The organism is Oceaniferula flava, assembly GCF_016811075.1.
Taxonomy (GTDB): domain Bacteria; phylum Verrucomicrobiota; class Verrucomicrobiia; order Verrucomicrobiales; family Akkermansiaceae; genus Oceaniferula; species Oceaniferula flava.
Genome location: NZ_JAFBGL010000005.1, coordinates 156,281 through 171,416 on the forward strand (window position 1 = coordinate 156,281; position 15,136 = coordinate 171,416).

General features: G+C 54.9%; 11 protein-coding genes and 2 tRNA genes. All 13 read left to right on the plus strand.

Annotation, left to right across the window (positions count from 1 at the left end):
• Nucleotides 1-135: 135 nt before the first annotated feature.
• The 13 genes from JO972_RS09195 (at nt 136) to rpoB (ending at nt 15,078) form a co-directional block, all read left to right on the plus strand.
• Nucleotides 136-2,907, plus strand: coding sequence for a 2-oxoglutarate dehydrogenase E1 component (locus JO972_RS09195; RefSeq protein WP_309489742.1), 2,772 nt, complete (start codon nt 136-138; stop codon nt 2,905-2,907).
• Nucleotides 2,908-2,942: 35 nt separating this feature from the next.
• The gene (gene sucB, locus JO972_RS09200) at nt 2,943-4,388 is read left to right on the plus strand and encodes a dihydrolipoyllysine-residue succinyltransferase (RefSeq protein WP_309489743.1); all 1,446 of its coding nucleotides are present in this window, start codon (nt 2,943-2,945) and stop codon (nt 4,386-4,388) included.
• 106 nt (nt 4,389-4,494) lie between these two features.
• The gene (locus JO972_RS09205) at nt 4,495-5,412 is read left to right on the plus strand and encodes a DUF368 domain-containing protein (protein ID WP_309489744.1); all 918 of its coding nucleotides are present in this window, start codon (nt 4,495-4,497) and stop codon (nt 5,410-5,412) included.
• Between the two features lie 338 nt (nt 5,413-5,750).
• Nucleotides 5,751-5,825, plus strand: a tRNA-Thr gene (locus JO972_RS09210).
• Between the two features lie 97 nt (nt 5,826-5,922).
• Nucleotides 5,923-7,107 carry an elongation factor Tu gene (gene tuf, locus JO972_RS09215; protein WP_309489745.1) on the plus strand — a complete coding sequence of 395 codons (1,185 nt, stop codon included), beginning with the start codon at nt 5,923-5,925 and terminating at the stop codon, nt 7,105-7,107.
• Nucleotides 7,108-7,270: 163 nt separating this feature from the next.
• Nucleotides 7,271-7,345, plus strand: a tRNA-Trp gene (locus JO972_RS09220).
• Nucleotides 7,346-7,407: 62 nt separating this feature from the next.
• Nucleotides 7,408-7,635 (plus strand): preprotein translocase subunit SecE, encoded by a 228-nt coding sequence (gene secE / locus JO972_RS09225; protein ID WP_309489746.1) that lies wholly within the window; start codon nt 7,408-7,410, stop codon nt 7,633-7,635.
• Nucleotides 7,636-7,723: 88 nt separating this feature from the next.
• Entirely contained in the window at nt 7,724-8,293 is a 570-nt protein-coding gene (nusG, locus tag JO972_RS09230; RefSeq protein WP_309489747.1) for a transcription termination/antitermination protein NusG, read from the plus strand.
• Nucleotides 8,294-8,377: 84 nt separating this feature from the next.
• Entirely contained in the window at nt 8,378-8,806 is a 429-nt protein-coding gene (gene rplK, locus JO972_RS09235; RefSeq protein ID WP_309489748.1) for a 50S ribosomal protein L11, read from the plus strand.
• A gap of 124 nt (nt 8,807-8,930) precedes the next feature.
• A complete protein-coding gene (rplA, locus tag JO972_RS09240) occupies nt 8,931-9,629 on the plus strand; it encodes a 50S ribosomal protein L1 (RefSeq protein WP_309489749.1) in 699 nt (232 codons plus the stop codon).
• A 21-nt stretch (nt 9,630-9,650) separates the two neighbouring features.
• The gene (gene rplJ, locus JO972_RS09245; RefSeq protein WP_309489750.1) at nt 9,651-10,160 is read left to right on the plus strand and encodes a 50S ribosomal protein L10; all 510 of its coding nucleotides are present in this window, start codon (nt 9,651-9,653) and stop codon (nt 10,158-10,160) included.
• A gap of 199 nt (nt 10,161-10,359) precedes the next feature.
• Entirely contained in the window at nt 10,360-10,740 is a 381-nt protein-coding gene (gene rplL, locus JO972_RS09250) for a 50S ribosomal protein L7/L12 (protein ID WP_309489751.1), read from the plus strand.
• A 396-nt stretch (nt 10,741-11,136) separates the two neighbouring features.
• The gene (gene rpoB, locus JO972_RS09255; protein ID WP_309489752.1) at nt 11,137-15,078 is read left to right on the plus strand and encodes a DNA-directed RNA polymerase subunit beta; all 3,942 of its coding nucleotides are present in this window, start codon (nt 11,137-11,139) and stop codon (nt 15,076-15,078) included.
• Nucleotides 15,079-15,136 lie beyond the last annotated feature (58 nt).

A 15,136-nucleotide genomic window follows, 5' to 3' on the forward strand; every position in this document is an offset into this window, starting at 1 on the left:
AAATAGGGAAATAGTGAGAAAAAAACGCCTTGCGCGTTGACTCTTGGGGGGCGTGCCATTACTTAGGCCCAAGTTTCAGCGCACACCAAGCACGAAAAACTCACCACACCGCGAAAGCATCATTTTTTTCCACTTATGAAATCGTCCGTTTCCTCTCGTTTTAACGCTGAATTGCTGGAGCAAAATTATAACCAATGGTGCGAAGACCCACAGTCAGTCAGTTCTGATTGGTGCGCATTTTTCGAAGGCTTTGAACTTGGCCATACTCAGCTGAAAAAGAAGGCAGATGCTGCCGGAGTCGCTGCACCTGTTGGGGATACTGTTAGCGAGCACTCTTTGAATTTCCGCGGTAAGGTTGTTAGCCTTGTCTACAACTACCGCACCCTCGGCCACACTCAGGCCCATCTGAACCCACTGGACGAAGGTGGCGCACGCAATCCACGTCTCGAGCTGTCTCAGTTCGGTCTGGACGATAGCGATCTCGATCGTGAAGTCTCCACCCAGTTTTTCCGCACCGGGCAGACAATGAAGCTGCGCGATATGGTCGAAGCACTTGAGGAGACCTATTCCGGATACATTGGCTTCGAGTTCATGCACATCCACAACACGGAGGTTCGCAATTGGATTCGTGCTCGCATTGAGCAGCGCTTCCAGACCCAGCCACGGATGAAAATCGATAAGGCACAGGTGCTGCGTTGGTTATTGGAGTCCCAGCTTTTCGAGTCGTTTATTGCGAAGAAGTTCCTCGGTGAAAAACGCTTCTCCCTCGAGGGCGGTGAAGGTGCCATGGTGGTGCTGAATACCATCCTTGAACAGTGTCCTACCGCTGGCGTGATGGAGATCGAGATGGGCATGGCCCACCGCGGTCGTCTGAACGTGCTGCGCAACTTCTTGCGCAAGTCGTTGACCACACTGCTTTACGAATTCACACCGAACTACGTGCCAGACCTGGTGGCCGGTGACGGCGACGTCAAATACCACCTCGGATACGAAGGTTTCCGCGAGCTGCCAGAGGGCGAGATCCGCGTCAGCCTCGCTGCCAACCCCAGCCACCTGGAAGCGGTGAATGCTGTGGTGGAAGGTAAAGCCCGCGCTCGCCAGCGCATGATTGGCGATGATGGAGCCAAGAGCGATCGCACCAAGGTGCTGCCCATCCTGCTTCACGGTGACGCCGCCTTTGCGGGTCAGGGGCCTGTCGCAGAAGTCTTGAACCTTTCCCAGCTGCCCGGCTACCGCACCGGCGGCACCATCCACCTGATCATCAACAATCAGATCGGCTTCACCACCATGCCGGAAGATGCCCGCTCGTCGGACTACGCAACGGACGTGGCAAAAATGATCGAGGCTCCCATCATTCACGTCAATGGTGAGGAACCCACCGAGCTGGCTTGGGCTGCGATCACAGCGCTTGAGTTCAGACAACGTTTCGGTCGCGATGTGGTGATCGATATGTATTGCTACCGTCGCCACGGCCACAACGAGGCTGACCAGGCTGCGTTCACCCAGCCGCACATTTACAAGAAAGTCGACGCCCGCAAGCCGATTGGCGACCTTTACAAAGCCCGCGTGGTGCAAGAGGGCGCTCTGTCTCAGCAGGAGGCCGATGGTATCCAGAGCGAGATCGAAGAAGCTCTCGAAGCGGGTTACCAGAGAATGGTCAAGCACATGGATGCCGGTGATCGCACCGTCTTCAGTGGTTCCACCGCGGAGCCTCAGCCATCTTACTCACACGCACCGGTTCCCACCGGTATCACCCGTGAGGCTCTGCAACACGTCGGCAAAGTGCTCACCACCATCCCCGAAGGATTCAATCTTCACAACACCCTGGCCAAGCGCTTTATTCCTCGTCGGAAAGAGGCGTTGGAAAAAGGAACTCACTTCGACTGGGCCTTCGCCGAGTCACTGGCATGGGGATCGCTGCTGATGGAGGGGAATCCTGTTCGCCTTTCCGGTCAGGACGTTCGCCGTGGCACCTTTAGTCACCGTCACGCCGTGTTCTATGATTCGGAAACCCGCGAGCGCTACATTCCTCTCACCCACGTTTCTGACGACCAAGCGAAGTTCTGCGTTTACAACAGTCTGCTTTCCGAAGCCGCTGTCTTAGGTTTCGACTACGGTTACTCGCTCGGCTGCACCAACATGTTGATCATGTGGGAAGCTCAGTTCGGCGATTTCGCCAACGGTGCTCAGGTCATCATCGATCAGTTTATCTCCTCCGCCGAATCTAAATGGCAGACACCGAGCAGCATGGTGATGTTGCTTCCTCATGGTTACGAAGGCATGGGGCCAGAACACTCCAGCGCCCGTCTCGAGCGCTTCCTTCAGCTCTGTGCCGAGAAGAACATGCAGGTGGCCAACCTAACCACTCCAGCCCAGTATTTCCACATTCTCCGTCGCCAGAAAAAACGGAGCTTCCGCAAGCCGCTGGTGCTGATGACTCCCAAGAGTCTGCTGACCCGTCCGGAAGCCGTGTCCACCGAGGCCGACTTCCTCGAGGGCGCATGCTTCCAAGAAATCCTTCCCGACATCAAGGACTTCGACAAGCCGGAGGACATCGAACGCGTCGTCTTCTGCACCGGCAAGGTCTTCTATGATTTGGCGGAATACCGCGACGAGAAGGAGATCGATAACACCGCGATCATTCGTATCGAGCAACTCTACCCGTTTAACGACCAGATGCTCGAGCTCATCCTCAGCCAGTATCCCAATGCCAAGAAGTGGGTATGGGCCCAGGAAGAGCCTAAGAACATGGGGGCATGGAGCTACATCGTGCCGCGCCTCCAGGAAATCCTCGAAGGTCACATCCGCTACGCAGGTCGCAAACCATCATCCAGCCCCGCAGCTGGCTCCAAGGCAATGCACAAGCGCGAACAGCTCATGCTGATCGAGCAGGCTTTCGAAGTTTAATATCTCACCACACCACCTAACCACTATCATTTCCCATGGCTACTGAAGTCAAGATACCCAACGTCGGAGAGTCCATTACCTCCGCCAATGTCGCACGCTGGCACAAACAAGACGGCGAATCTGTTAATAAAGGCGATACCGTTCTCACGATTGAGACCGATAAGGTGTCCAATGACCTCGAGGCCGACGCCGCAGGCACGCTGAAGATTCTCGTGCCGGAAGGCGAAGAAGTCGCGATCGGCACCGTGGTGGCACAGATCGAAGAAGGTGCCGCAGCTCCTCAAGAGTCGGCTCCAGAAAGCTCTGCACCAGCTGTCAGCGATCCTGCTCCAGCCAGCTCGGCGGACGAGGGAAAGGTGATCGAGATCAAAGTTCCCGCCGTTGGTGAGTCCATCACTTCCGCCAGCGTTGGTCGCTGGCATGTTTCCAACGGAGCCGCCGTCGCCAAAGGGGACAGCTTGGTCACCTTGGAGACCGATAAGATTTCCAACGAACTCGAAGCCGATGATAACGGCGTGCTCGAGATCATCGTGGCTGAAGGCGAAGAGGTCGATATCGGCACACTCATCGCAAAGTTGATCGTGGGTGCCGCACCGGCAGCCAGTTCCGAGTCCGCTCCCGCACCAGCTGCTGAAGCACCCGCCGCTAAACCGACACCGGCTGCAGCTCCTGCTCCGGCAGCCGCGCCATCCGCACCGGCACAGCCTGCGAGCTCGAAACCCGATCTCTCGGTGGTCCCTGACGCTCCAGAGCGTGCAGGCCAAGCGCAAAGCGAGGACAACGGTCGCACCACACGTAAGAAGATGTCGATGCTGCGTCGCAAGATCGCCAGCCACCTGGTCAACGCCCAGCAAACCGCCGCCATCCTGACCACCTTCAACGAGGTGGACATGTCCGCCGTGATGAAGCTGCGCAAAGAGGTACAGGAAGAGTTTGTCAAAAAACACGGCTGCAAGCTCGGTTTCATGTCGTTTTTCGTCAAAGCCACCGTGCAGGCGCTGAAGGATGTTCCCGGTATCAATGCTCGCATCGACGGCACTGACATCATCGAAAATAATTTCTACGACGTCGGCGTCGCCATCGGCACCGAAAAAGGTCTCGTGGTTCCGGTTCTCCGCGATTGCGATCAGAAAGGCTTCGCCGAGATCGAACAGGATATCCTCGATTACGCGATGAAAGCAAAGGAGGGTAAGATCGAACTCGCCGACCTTCAGGGTGGTGTCTTCACCATCTCCAACGGCGGTGTCTACGGCTCCCTGCTGAGCACTCCGATCCTGAACCCGCCACAAAGTGGCATCCTCGGCATGCACACCATCCAGCAGCGTCCAATGGCGGTGAATGGTGAAGTGGTCATCCTGCCGATGATGTATCTTGCCCTGAGCTACGACCACCGCTTGGTGGATGGCAAAGAGGCGGTGACCTTCCTGCTTCGGATCAAGGACTGCCTTGAGAATCCGAGCCGCATGATGCTTGAAATGTAAGCCGGCAACCGGCGGTATTCAGTTCTCAGTTTGAGGTCTTCAGACTGTCCAATCCGCAGGGTTGGCATGGCGCTGAATACCGGACAACTTTGCACTGAATACAGACATGGAATATTTCTACACCTTCCTCAAGGGTTTTGCTATGGGGGCCGCGAATGTGGTCCCAGGCGTCTCGGGCGGCACCATTGCGTTCATTACCGGGATTTACCAGCGCCTGTTGGACTCGCTCAAGGCCTTCGATGTTCGGGCGCTGAGGATGTTGATGAAGATGGACATCGGCGGCTTTGCCAAACATGTCGACCTCGGTTTCCTGATTTCGCTCGGCCTCGGCGTGCTTGCGAGCATCGTTACCCTCGCGAAAATCCTCAAGGATGCCTATGCCAGTAGTCCGGTGCTGGTAGATGCCTTTTTCTTCGGTCTGATCCTCGCATCGATCTTCTCCGTGGGGAAGATGGTGAAAAAGTGGCGACCGTTCGAGATTGTCGCTCTGCTGCTAGGTTGTGGCATCGCAGTTTGGCTCGCCTTTCTGGAGCCGGCGGCAGAAAATAAAAACCTCGGTTATCTCATGGTCTGCGGAGCGGCTGGCATGTGCAGCATGATCATTCCCGGTATTTCCGGCTCGTTTATTCTCCTGTTGATGGGGAATTACAAACTGATCATTCTCAATGCGGTCAACGATTTGCGCGCCCTGAAGTTTGCCGAGTCCCTGCCTATTCTCATTCCAGTCGGAATCGGTGCCGTGCTGGGGCTGGTGGTTCTCTCCCGGGTGCTCAGCTGGCTGTTTAAAAAATACCACGATACCGCCGTCGCTCTGATTACGGGTTTCGTGGCAGGCTCTCTGGTGATTATTTGGCCGTGGAAATCGATTGCCGAATCCGTCGTCATCGATGGCAAGGTCAAGGTAATCGCGTGGCACCGGGAGCTACCTGACCTCATGCTGGCGAACACCTGGGTGGCCGTGGCTTGGTTGGTAGGGGGCATTGCTCTCATTGCCGTCACCGAAAAGCTGGCGAGCAAAGGTTAGTTAGGGGAGGGGGCAGAGATCGGGTCAGCTTATGCAGATCAGTTTTTAGAGCCCGAAAGAGACCCAAAATCGGCAAAAACAATGCATTCAGCACATTCCCTTGGTAATTCTCAACAATCAACCCCGATTAAAAGCGTGCTGAAATCCCCTGTATTTCAATGTGATCCAGAAAAATGCAGAAAAGGGTGAGATTTTTTTTGACAGAAGTCCGCTCTCTGCTAGCTTGCCGCCCGCTTTCCCACGGTAAGTCTTGTGGAGACGCTGAATACAATCTCAGGAAACGAGTTTGACATCAGGGTTTTTCAGGTGAATCAAGGGGAGGCATCTTAGGGCTAAATGCTCTTGTAGCTCAGTGGTAGAGCGCGTCCTTGGTAAGGACGAGGTCGGCGGTTCAAATCCGCTCAAGAGCTCCAGCTTAAAAAATCACCGATTCCCCCGCTTCATAAGTGGACGGCGTCACCACAAAGAAAACCAGCGGCCCGCAAGGGCAAACAAACCAAAGAAAATACCATGGCTAAAGAAGCATTCGAAAGATCCAAGCCACACGTTAACGTCGGCACCATCGGCCACGTTGACCACGGCAAAACCACTCTCACAGCAGCTATCACCAACATCCTTGCTGAAGCAAGCGGTGGCGAAGCTAAGGCATATGATGAAATCGACGCTGCTCCTGAAGAGCGCGAGCGCGGTATCACCATTTCCACTGCTCACGTTGAGTACGAAACAGAAAACCGTCACTACGCTCACGTTGACTGCCCAGGTCACGCTGACTACGTTAAAAACATGATCACCGGTGCCGCTCAAATGGACGGTGGTATTCTCGTTGTTTCCGCTGCTGATGGCCCAATGCCACAGACACGTGAGCACATCCTTCTTGCTCGTCAGGTCGGTGTCCCAGCTCTCGTTGTGTTCATGAACAAGACTGACCAAGTCGACGACGAGGAACTCCTCGAGCTCGTTGAAATGGAAATCCGTGAACTCCTCAGCGCATACGAATTCCCTGGTGACGACATCCCAGTCATCAAAGGTTCCGCTCTTAAAGCTCTCGAAGGTGATGCTGACCACAAAGCAAACATCCTTAAGCTCATGGAAGCTGTCGACAGCTACATTCCTGAGCCAGAACGTCCAGTTGACCAAGACTTCCTCATGCCTATCGAGGACGTGTTCTCCATTGAAGGTCGCGGCACCGTCGCTACCGGTCGTGTTGAGCGCGGTATCGTTAAGAAAATGGAAGAGGTTGAAATCGTCGGTATCCGCGACACTCAAACCACCACCGTTACTGACATCGAAATGTTCCGTAAGTTGCTCGACGAAGGTCGTGCCGGTGACAACGTTGGTCTCCTTATGCGTGGTCTTAAGAAAGACGACCTCGAGCGTGGTCAGGTTATCGCCAAAAAAGGCAGCGTGACTCCTCACACCCAGTTCAAAGGTGAGATCTACGTTCTCTCCAAGGATGAAGGTGGCCGTCACACTCCTTTCTTCAGTAACTACCGTCCTCAGTTCTACTTCCGCACCACCGACGTGACTGGCAGCATCAAGCTTCCAGAAGGCGTCGAAATGGTCATGCCTGGCGACAACGTCGAGCTGGAAGTGACTCTCATCACACCAATCGCCATGGATCAAGCTGACAAGTTCGCTATCCGTGAAGGTGGCCGCACCGTGGGTGCTGGTCGTGTCGGTGAGATCATCGCCTAACACACTTAAGTCTGACTGTCTCACCCTGAGGTAGTCAGATTGCCGAAAGGCTGGTTTTCAGGGGCACTTCGGCTCGAACGTCGAAGTGCCCCTCAATCGCCTAAAGCACTCTCAATCTCGAATCGGATCTCTCGGTTCACTTTAAAAAAGCTAACAGCACCAAAGGGAAGTAGTTCAATGGTAGAGCGTCGGTTTCCAAAACCGAAAGTTGCAGGTTCGAGTCCTGTCTTCCCTGCCAGCTTTTTTAAACAGCGTCACAATTAACTTCGCCCGTCTTCGGGCAACCCATTACACCGCAGTATGTTCAGGAAAATCGCCACCTTCATTCACGAAGTCAAAGCCGAACTCCGCAAGGCCTCCTGGCCCTGGGATAACGATCCCAAAGCCAAGGGATTCCAGAAATACAAAGAGTTGGTCGATTCCACTCTCGTCGTACTCGTTGCTATGATCCTCCTCGCAGGATTTGTTTCTCTTTTTGACGTGATCGCCACCAAGGTCATCGGACTCTTGACCGGCCTCGGTCACTAATCACTCGCCGCTCCGGTCTGGCTGCCACTTGTTCTGGCGCAACGGAGCTACTCACTTTCTTTTTCCTACTTCCCTCAACTCCAATCTTATGCCTGCCATCCCAGAAGCCCGCAAACAGTGGTTCGTCGTCCACGTTCTCTCCGGTCAAGAGCAGAAGGTGCGCGACCGCATTAAGCGCCTTGTCGAGTCCGAGGAAATGGGCGACTATATCTTCGAAGTCCTCGTTCCCCAGGAGCGTGTCGAAGAAAACCGCAAAGGTAAAAAAATCGAAACCAAACGCAAGTTCTTCCCTGGCTACATCATCGTCAACATGAAGCTCTTTGCTGAAGATAACAGCCTCGTTGAAAAAACGTGGTACTTCATCAAGGAAATGGACGGCGTCATCGGATTCGCCGGAACCAAGGACAAACCCATCCCCATGCGTCAGCGTGAGGTCGATGGCATGCTTGGTCAAATCAAAGAGCGCGAGGAAAGCGTTCGCCCGGCCATCAGCTTCGACACTGGCGACAGCGTCAAGGTTGGCGACGGTCCTTTCGAGGGCCAGACCGGCATCATCGAGGAAATCGACCACGAAACTGGCAAACTCCTCGTTTCCGTGACCATCTTCGGTCGCTCCACACCAGTCGAGCTCGAAGCTTGGCAGGTTGAAAAAGGCTAAGGCCACTGCATCCACTCTCTTAATGTCGCCGTGAATAACGGAATCATTTAACCATAACCAAAGAACCAACAACCAAGCATCACCATGGCCAAGGAAGTAAAACAAGTCCTCAAACTGCAAATTCAAGCAGGTCAAGCCAACCCGTCTCCACCCGTAGGTCCCGCCCTCGGTCAAGCCGGTGTTAACATCATGCAGTTCTGTAAGGACTTCAACGCTGCTACTCAAAAGCAGGCTGGAGATCTCCTTCCCACCGTCATCACGGTGTTCAAGGACGCATCCTTCACCTTCATCACCAAGCAGCCACCAGCAGCTGTGCTTCTCAAGAAAGCCGCCAAGATCGCTTCCGGTTCCGGCACTCCCAACACCGTGTCCTGCGGCAGCATCTCCAAAGAGCAGCTGATGGAAGTGGTGGAAGCCAAGATCTCCGATCTCAACACCAACGATCCAGAGCAAGCCGCCAAGATCCTTGCCGGCACCGCCCGCCAAATGGGCCTCGAAATCACAGGGATGTAATCCGTCGAAGAGGCAATTTGCCTCTTCTTCTTCACTCTCTCAAGGCGGTTCTGAACCGCCGCTACACAACCCGCAGGAGGGCTGATCCATCCAGGGTCGGCTCGACCGCACTGCAAACAAAACAATGAGCAAAAAAAGCAAACGCTACCAGAAGGCGGCTGAACTTGTCGATATCGACAAGCAATACGGCCTCGAAGACGCAGTGGGACTGATCAAGAAGTTCCCTGCACCCAAGTTTGACCCCACCGTCACTCTTTCTTTCAAACTCGGCGTCGATCCTCGTAAGAGTGATCAGATGGTCCGTGGCTCCGTTGCCCTGCCACACGGCACCGGTAAGCAAGTCAAGGTCGTCGTATTCGCCACCGGTGATGCCGCCAAGGCCGCTGAAGCCGCAGGTGCTGACGAAGTCGGCATGGAAGATCTGATCAAGAAAGTGCAAGAAGGCTTCACCGATTTCGATGCTGCCATCGCCACTCCAGATGCCATGCTCGAAGTTCGTAAGATCGCCCGTGTTCTCGGACCACGCGGTCTGATGCCTAACCCGAAAACAGGCACCGTCACCGAAGACACCGCTGCCGCAGTGAATGCTGTGAAAGCTGGTCGCATCGACTACAAACTCGACAAAAACGGCAACATCGCCGCGGCTGTCGGTAAAGCATCCTTCAGCGAAGCTCAACTGACCGAAAACACCAACGCTCTCCTCGACAGCGTGGTGAAGGCCAAGCCTGCTTCTGCCAAAGGTAACTACATCGAAAACGTCACCCTTTCCGCCAGCATGTGCCCGGGTGTGGCTCTCGATTCCTCCCTCTACGCAATCAACTAACCTACCAAGGAGAAACGACTAATGAATCCTGATAAAAAATACATCATCGATGAGCTCTTCGAGCGCGTTGACAATTCCCCGTTCGTCCTCGTGGTTGATTACACCGGCATGACCGTGCCTGAGTTCGATGAACTTCGCACCCGTCTTTCCGAAAACGGCTCTGAGTGCCATGTTGCAAAAAACAGCTACATGCGCAAAGCTCTCGAGAACGCCAACCTTCCCGACATCAGCGATCAGCTGCTCGGCCAAACAGCCTTCGTCACCGGTGAATCCGATGTCTGCGGCGCGGCCAAGACTCTGAAGAACTTCGTCAAGGAGTTCAACCGCCCTGAAGTCAAGACCGGCATCCTCGACGGCGACGTCCTTGAGCCAGCTCAAATCACTGCCCTTGCCGACCTTCCATCACGCGAAGTCCTGCTTGGTCAACTTCTCGCAGTTATCAACGCACCGGCTACCCAGCTGGCCCGCGTGCTCAACGAGCCTGCTACATCGCTGGCCCGTGTTATCCAAGCGAAACACAGCGAGGACTAATTTTCAGTGCCAGGCGGTGCAAATCGACTGGCTTAACTGATCGCTTCTATAGCAAACCAAACAATCTGAACGGATGGCGTTCACCCCCTCCAGGGAAGCGCCTGATCAAAATAAGGTTCCCACGTCGGATCTTAGGCATAAGAGCTGAAATGTCCGGAAGCTCCGGGCGCGACGTAACCAACAAAAGGAGAAAAATAAAATGGCTGACTTATCAAAACTAGCTGAAGAACTGGGCAAACTCACCGTGCTTGAAGCCGCTGAGCTTGTAAAATCCCTCGAAGAAGAGTGGGGCGTTTCCGCCGCCGCTCCTGCTGCAGTTGCAGTTGCCGCCGGTGGTGGTGATGCAGGTGCTCCAGCCGAGGAAAAAACTGAATTCGACGTCGTGCTTGCTGAAGCCGGTGGTAACAAGATCGCTGTCATTAAGGCAGTGCGCGAAGTTGCTAGCGGACTCGGACTTGCAGATGCCAAGAAGCTCGTCGAGAGTGCTCCCACTCCCGTGCTTGAAGCCGCATCGAAAGAAGACGCTGAAGCAGCTAAGGCCAAGCTTGAAGAAGCTGGTGCCAAGATTGAGCTCAAGTAGTCCGCTACTTGTGCCTGCCTAGACTAGTTCTAAGCAAACCAAAGCTTTCTTTGTGTGTGGTGCCTCTGCCCACCAATGTGGAACAAGCGCCACACACAAGTCAGCTACCCCAAAAAAAGACAAAAACCGCATCCACGCGCGGTATTCAGGTATGACTGCCAAGGTCAACCACGGCGGCAAAACCTCCGCAGGCATACTTGAAACCCGCTCGTGAATCGCCAGGGAAGACGTTCCCCGGACATTCACTACAACCTAACAATCTGAAGCAATCAAGCTAACTACGGAACCCGGACTGGAAACAGTGCGGGTAATTCTGCCTAAGCGTGGAACGTTTAAATTAGCCGATTCTCAGGTTGTCATTACAAGCCAAACACCAGCTCATACCCACTAACTATTATGGCCGAACGACGCTACTACGGAACGATCGAAGAAGTTATCGAACCACCCAACTTGATTGAAGTTCAGAGCAAATCCTACGAGGACTTTTTGCAAGAGGACATCCCAGCTTCCCAGCGCGAGGACACCGGACTTCAAGCCGTCTTCCGAGAGATCTTCCCAATCAAAAGTTACGACGAGGCGATCACCCTCGAATTCATTTCCTATGACATGGAGGAGCCAAAGGCCACGGCCCTTCAGTCCCTGCAGACCGGTGAGACCTTCAGCGCCGCCCTTTACGTGACTTTCAAACTGAAAGACGAAACCGGCACCAAGAAAGAGCGTGTTTACATGGGCGAAATGCCTATGATGACCCGTCGCGGCACCTTCGTCATCAACGGCGCCGAGCGTGTCATCGTTTCCCAGCTGCACCGTTCACCCGGTATCTGCTTTGAAACATCCACTCACTTGAATGGTAAGCTTCTCCATTCCTTCCGCATCATTCCCGATCGCGGATCCTGGCTTGAAACGCAGTTCGATACCAACGATCTGCTCTACGTCTATCTCGACCGTCGCCGCCGCCGTCGGAAATTCCTCGCCACCACCTTCCTTCGCGCCATGGGATGGCCGACCGATCGTGACCTCTGCGAGCAGTTCTACAACATCGAGAAACTCAACCTCAAGAAGATCGTCAAGGACAACGATGAAGAGGAACTCGCTCAGAAGGTGACCTTCGAGGACATCTTGGACGGCGAAGTCGTCATCGTGAAGGCTTACGAGCCAATGACCATCGGTAACGTCAACCAACTCATCGAGCTGGGCTACAAGGACGTTGAGGTGATCGATTCCCGCGAAGACGAAATCCTGCTCAAGTCCCTGAAAAAGGACCCGGCACACGATGAAGAGTCCGCCCTGAAAGACATCTACCGCAAGCTTCGCCCGGGTGATCCGCCGACCACCACCAACTCTAAGGCCCTGCTTGAGCGTCTCTTCTTCGATGAAAAACGCTACGATCTGACCCGCGTCGGTCGTTACAAGATCAACCAAAAGCTGAAGCTGGACGTCGACTCCAACGCCCGGGTCATGGTGCCTGAGGATTTCCTCGGCGCTGTCAAATACCTCCTTCGCGTGAAGAAAGGTGAGGGTGTGCTGGATGATATTGATCACCTTGGCTCCCGCCGTGTGCGTGCCGTCGGTGAACTTCTGGGTAACCAGTGCCGTGTTGGTCTTGCCCGCACCGAGCGTCTGGTCAAGGAGCGCATGACCCTCTTCGATGTGAACCTCGAAGGCATGACTCCTCAGAAGCTGATCAACCCGAAGGCACTCAGCGCTGTGATCCGCGACTTCTTCGGTCGTTCCCAGCTGTCCCAGTTCATGGACCAGACCAACCCTCTGGCCGAGCTGACTCACAAACGCCGTCTGTCCGCTCTCGGACCGGGAGGTTTGAACCGCGATCGTGCCGGATTCGAGGTGCGAGACGTTCACACATCCCACTACGGCCGTATCTGCCCGATTGAGACTCCCGAGGGTCCCAATATTGGTCTGATCAACTCCCTCTGCACCTACGCCCGCATTAACGAGTTTGGTTTCATTGAGACTCCATACCGCCAGGTCAAGGACGGCAAGGTGACCAACCAGATTGAGTATGTCACAGCCGATCAGGAAGAAGAATTCCTCATCGCCCAGGCGAACAACCCAATCGATGACAAAGGGAATTTCCTCACCGAGAAGATCACCGCCCGTGAAAAAGGCGAGTTCATCGAGGTGGATCCTACCACCGTGCAATACATGGACGTGTCACCGAAGCAGCTCGTCTCCGTGGCTGCCGGGATCATTCCTTTCCTGGAGCACGATGATGCCAACCGTGCTCTGATGGGTGCCAACATGCAGCGCCAGGGCGTGCCGCTTCTGATTTCCGATGCCCCACTGGTGGGAACCGGACTGGAAGCCAAGGCCGCCGCTGACTCACGTGCTGTGGTCACTGCTGAGGCCGACGGCATCATCGCCGCCGCCACTGCCGAAATCATCATCACCACCAAGGATGGCGAACTGCCCGTTTCTGACGAGAAGTTCCTCTCCGACATCAACTCGGTGAAGAGCAACCCAGCGAAAGGCACCTTCGTCTATCCGCTGCGTAAGTTCATGCGCTCGAATGCCGGCACCTGCCTGAACCAGAAGCCAATTCTGAAAAAAGGCACTAAGGTGAAGGTCGGCGACGTGCTCGCTGACGGCCCCAACACCGAAGGCGGTGAACTCGCTCTGGGACGTAACGTTCTGGTCGCGTTCATGCCATGGAACGGATACAACTTCGAGGATGCCATCGTCATCTCCGAGAAGGTGGTGAAAGAGGACATCTACACCTCCATCCACATCTCCGAGTTCGAGTGCGCTGCCCGTGACACCAAACTGGGACCTGAGGAAATCACCCGTGATATCCCCAACGTCGGTGATGAAGCTCTGAAGAACCTGGACCACGACGGAATCATCCGCGTCGGTGCCGAGGTCAAGCCTGGCGACATCCTCGTTGGTAAGATCACACCGAAGTCCGAGACCGAACTCGCCCCTGAGGAACGCCTGCTGCGCGCCATCTTCGGTGAGAAAGCCGCGGACGTGAAGGACACCTCACTGCGTGTGCCATCCGGTTGTGTCGGTATCGTTCAAGACATTCGCGTGGTCACCCACGGTCTCGCCCGCAAGCGCGAGAACGAGCTTGATCCAGTGAAGCTGAAGAAGCAGGTCAAGAAGATCAACGACGACTATAAGAAGAAGAAGGACCACCTCACTGAGCAGCTCACCGAGAAGCTCTCTGACATCCTTCTCGGGGAGAAAATCCCGCTTGATGTGGTCAACGCCCAGTCCGGTGAGATCATCATCCCTGCGAACCGTAAGATCACCAAGACGCTTCTTCGTAAGCTCGCCGCGATCTACGATCACATCGAAATCGATCCTTCTCCGATCCGTAACAAGATCCTGGAAATCATCTCCTCCTTCGAAAGCCGCTTCGGCGAGCTGGACACCGATCGCGAACGCCGCCTCGACCAACTTGAGAGTGGTGACGAAATCGATCCAGGTGCGATCAAGGAAGTGAAGGTCTTCGTCGCCGCCAAGCGTAAGCTCAGCGTCGGTGATAAGATGGCCGGTCGTCACGGTAACAAAGGGGTGGTTGCTACCATCGTTCCTGAAGAGGACATGCCTTTCCTGAGCGACGGAACGCCCGTTGAAATCTGCCTGAACCCACTCGGTGTGCCATCTCGGATGAACGTCGGTCAGGTTCTTGAAACCCACCTCGGTGTGGCTGCCAAGGCCCTCGGATTCACCGTCGCGACTCCTATTTTCGACGGTATCCCCGAAGCCGAAATCTGGAAGTTCATGAGCAAGGCCAAGAAGGTCGACGGCGTGAAATACGTCGGCGACAACGGCGAGCTCCGCGAACGCAAGCCCGGTGAGAAGGAAAGCAATGGTTACACCTGGATCGGTGACGGTCAGGACGGAACCATCGCTGGTAAGTCCACTCTTTACGATGGTCGCACCGGTGAAGCCTTCCAGAACCCCGTTGTGGTCGGTATGATCTACATGCTGAAACTCGGTCACTTGGTCGCGGATAAAATCCACGCCCGTGCCGTTGGTCCCTACTCCCTCGTCACCCAGCAGCCGCTCGGTGGTAAGGCACAATACGGTGGTCAGCGATTCGGTGAGATGGAGGTCTGGGCCCTCGAAGCCTACGGCGCCGCCTACACCCTGCAGGAGATCCTCACCGTTAAGTCGGATGATGTTCAAGGCCGCACACGCATCTACGAAGCCATCGTTAAAGGCGATAACAACCTGGAGGCTGGCACTCCGGAGTCGTTCAACGTTCTCATGAAGGAAATGCAGTCCCTCTGCCTCGACGTCCGCCCAGGAACGGGTGGCCAACCGAAGAAAGGTGGCGGAGCTGACTTCTCCCTCGATGACCTCACACTCTAACCGCAGTAACAAACAACAACCGTCGCGTAAGCGGCGGCTCACACTTGAAACTTAAAAC

What these genes read in the sequence shown, in the direction of transcription:
- JO972_RS09195 (WP_309489742.1), top strand. Translation starts at nt 136, where the DNA reads ATGAAATCGTCCGTTTCCTCTCGTTTTAACGCTGAATTGCTGGAGCAA.
- sucB (WP_309489743.1), top strand. Translation starts at nt 2,943, where the DNA reads ATGGCTACTGAAGTCAAGATACCCAACGTCGGAGAGTCCATTACCTCC.
- JO972_RS09205 (WP_309489744.1), top strand. Translation starts at nt 4,495, where the DNA reads ATGGAATATTTCTACACCTTCCTCAAGGGTTTTGCTATGGGGGCCGCG.
- tuf (WP_309489745.1), top strand. Translation starts at nt 5,923, where the DNA reads ATGGCTAAAGAAGCATTCGAAAGATCCAAGCCACACGTTAACGTCGGC.
- secE (WP_309489746.1), top strand. Translation starts at nt 7,408, where the DNA reads ATGTTCAGGAAAATCGCCACCTTCATTCACGAAGTCAAAGCCGAACTC.
- nusG (WP_309489747.1), top strand. Translation starts at nt 7,724, where the DNA reads ATGCCTGCCATCCCAGAAGCCCGCAAACAGTGGTTCGTCGTCCACGTT.
- rplK (WP_309489748.1), top strand. Translation starts at nt 8,378, where the DNA reads ATGGCCAAGGAAGTAAAACAAGTCCTCAAACTGCAAATTCAAGCAGGT.
- rplA (WP_309489749.1), top strand. Translation starts at nt 8,931, where the DNA reads ATGAGCAAAAAAAGCAAACGCTACCAGAAGGCGGCTGAACTTGTCGAT.
- rplJ (WP_309489750.1), top strand. Translation starts at nt 9,651, where the DNA reads ATGAATCCTGATAAAAAATACATCATCGATGAGCTCTTCGAGCGCGTT.
- rplL (WP_309489751.1), top strand. Translation starts at nt 10,360, where the DNA reads ATGGCTGACTTATCAAAACTAGCTGAAGAACTGGGCAAACTCACCGTG.
- rpoB (WP_309489752.1), top strand. Translation starts at nt 11,137, where the DNA reads ATGGCCGAACGACGCTACTACGGAACGATCGAAGAAGTTATCGAACCA.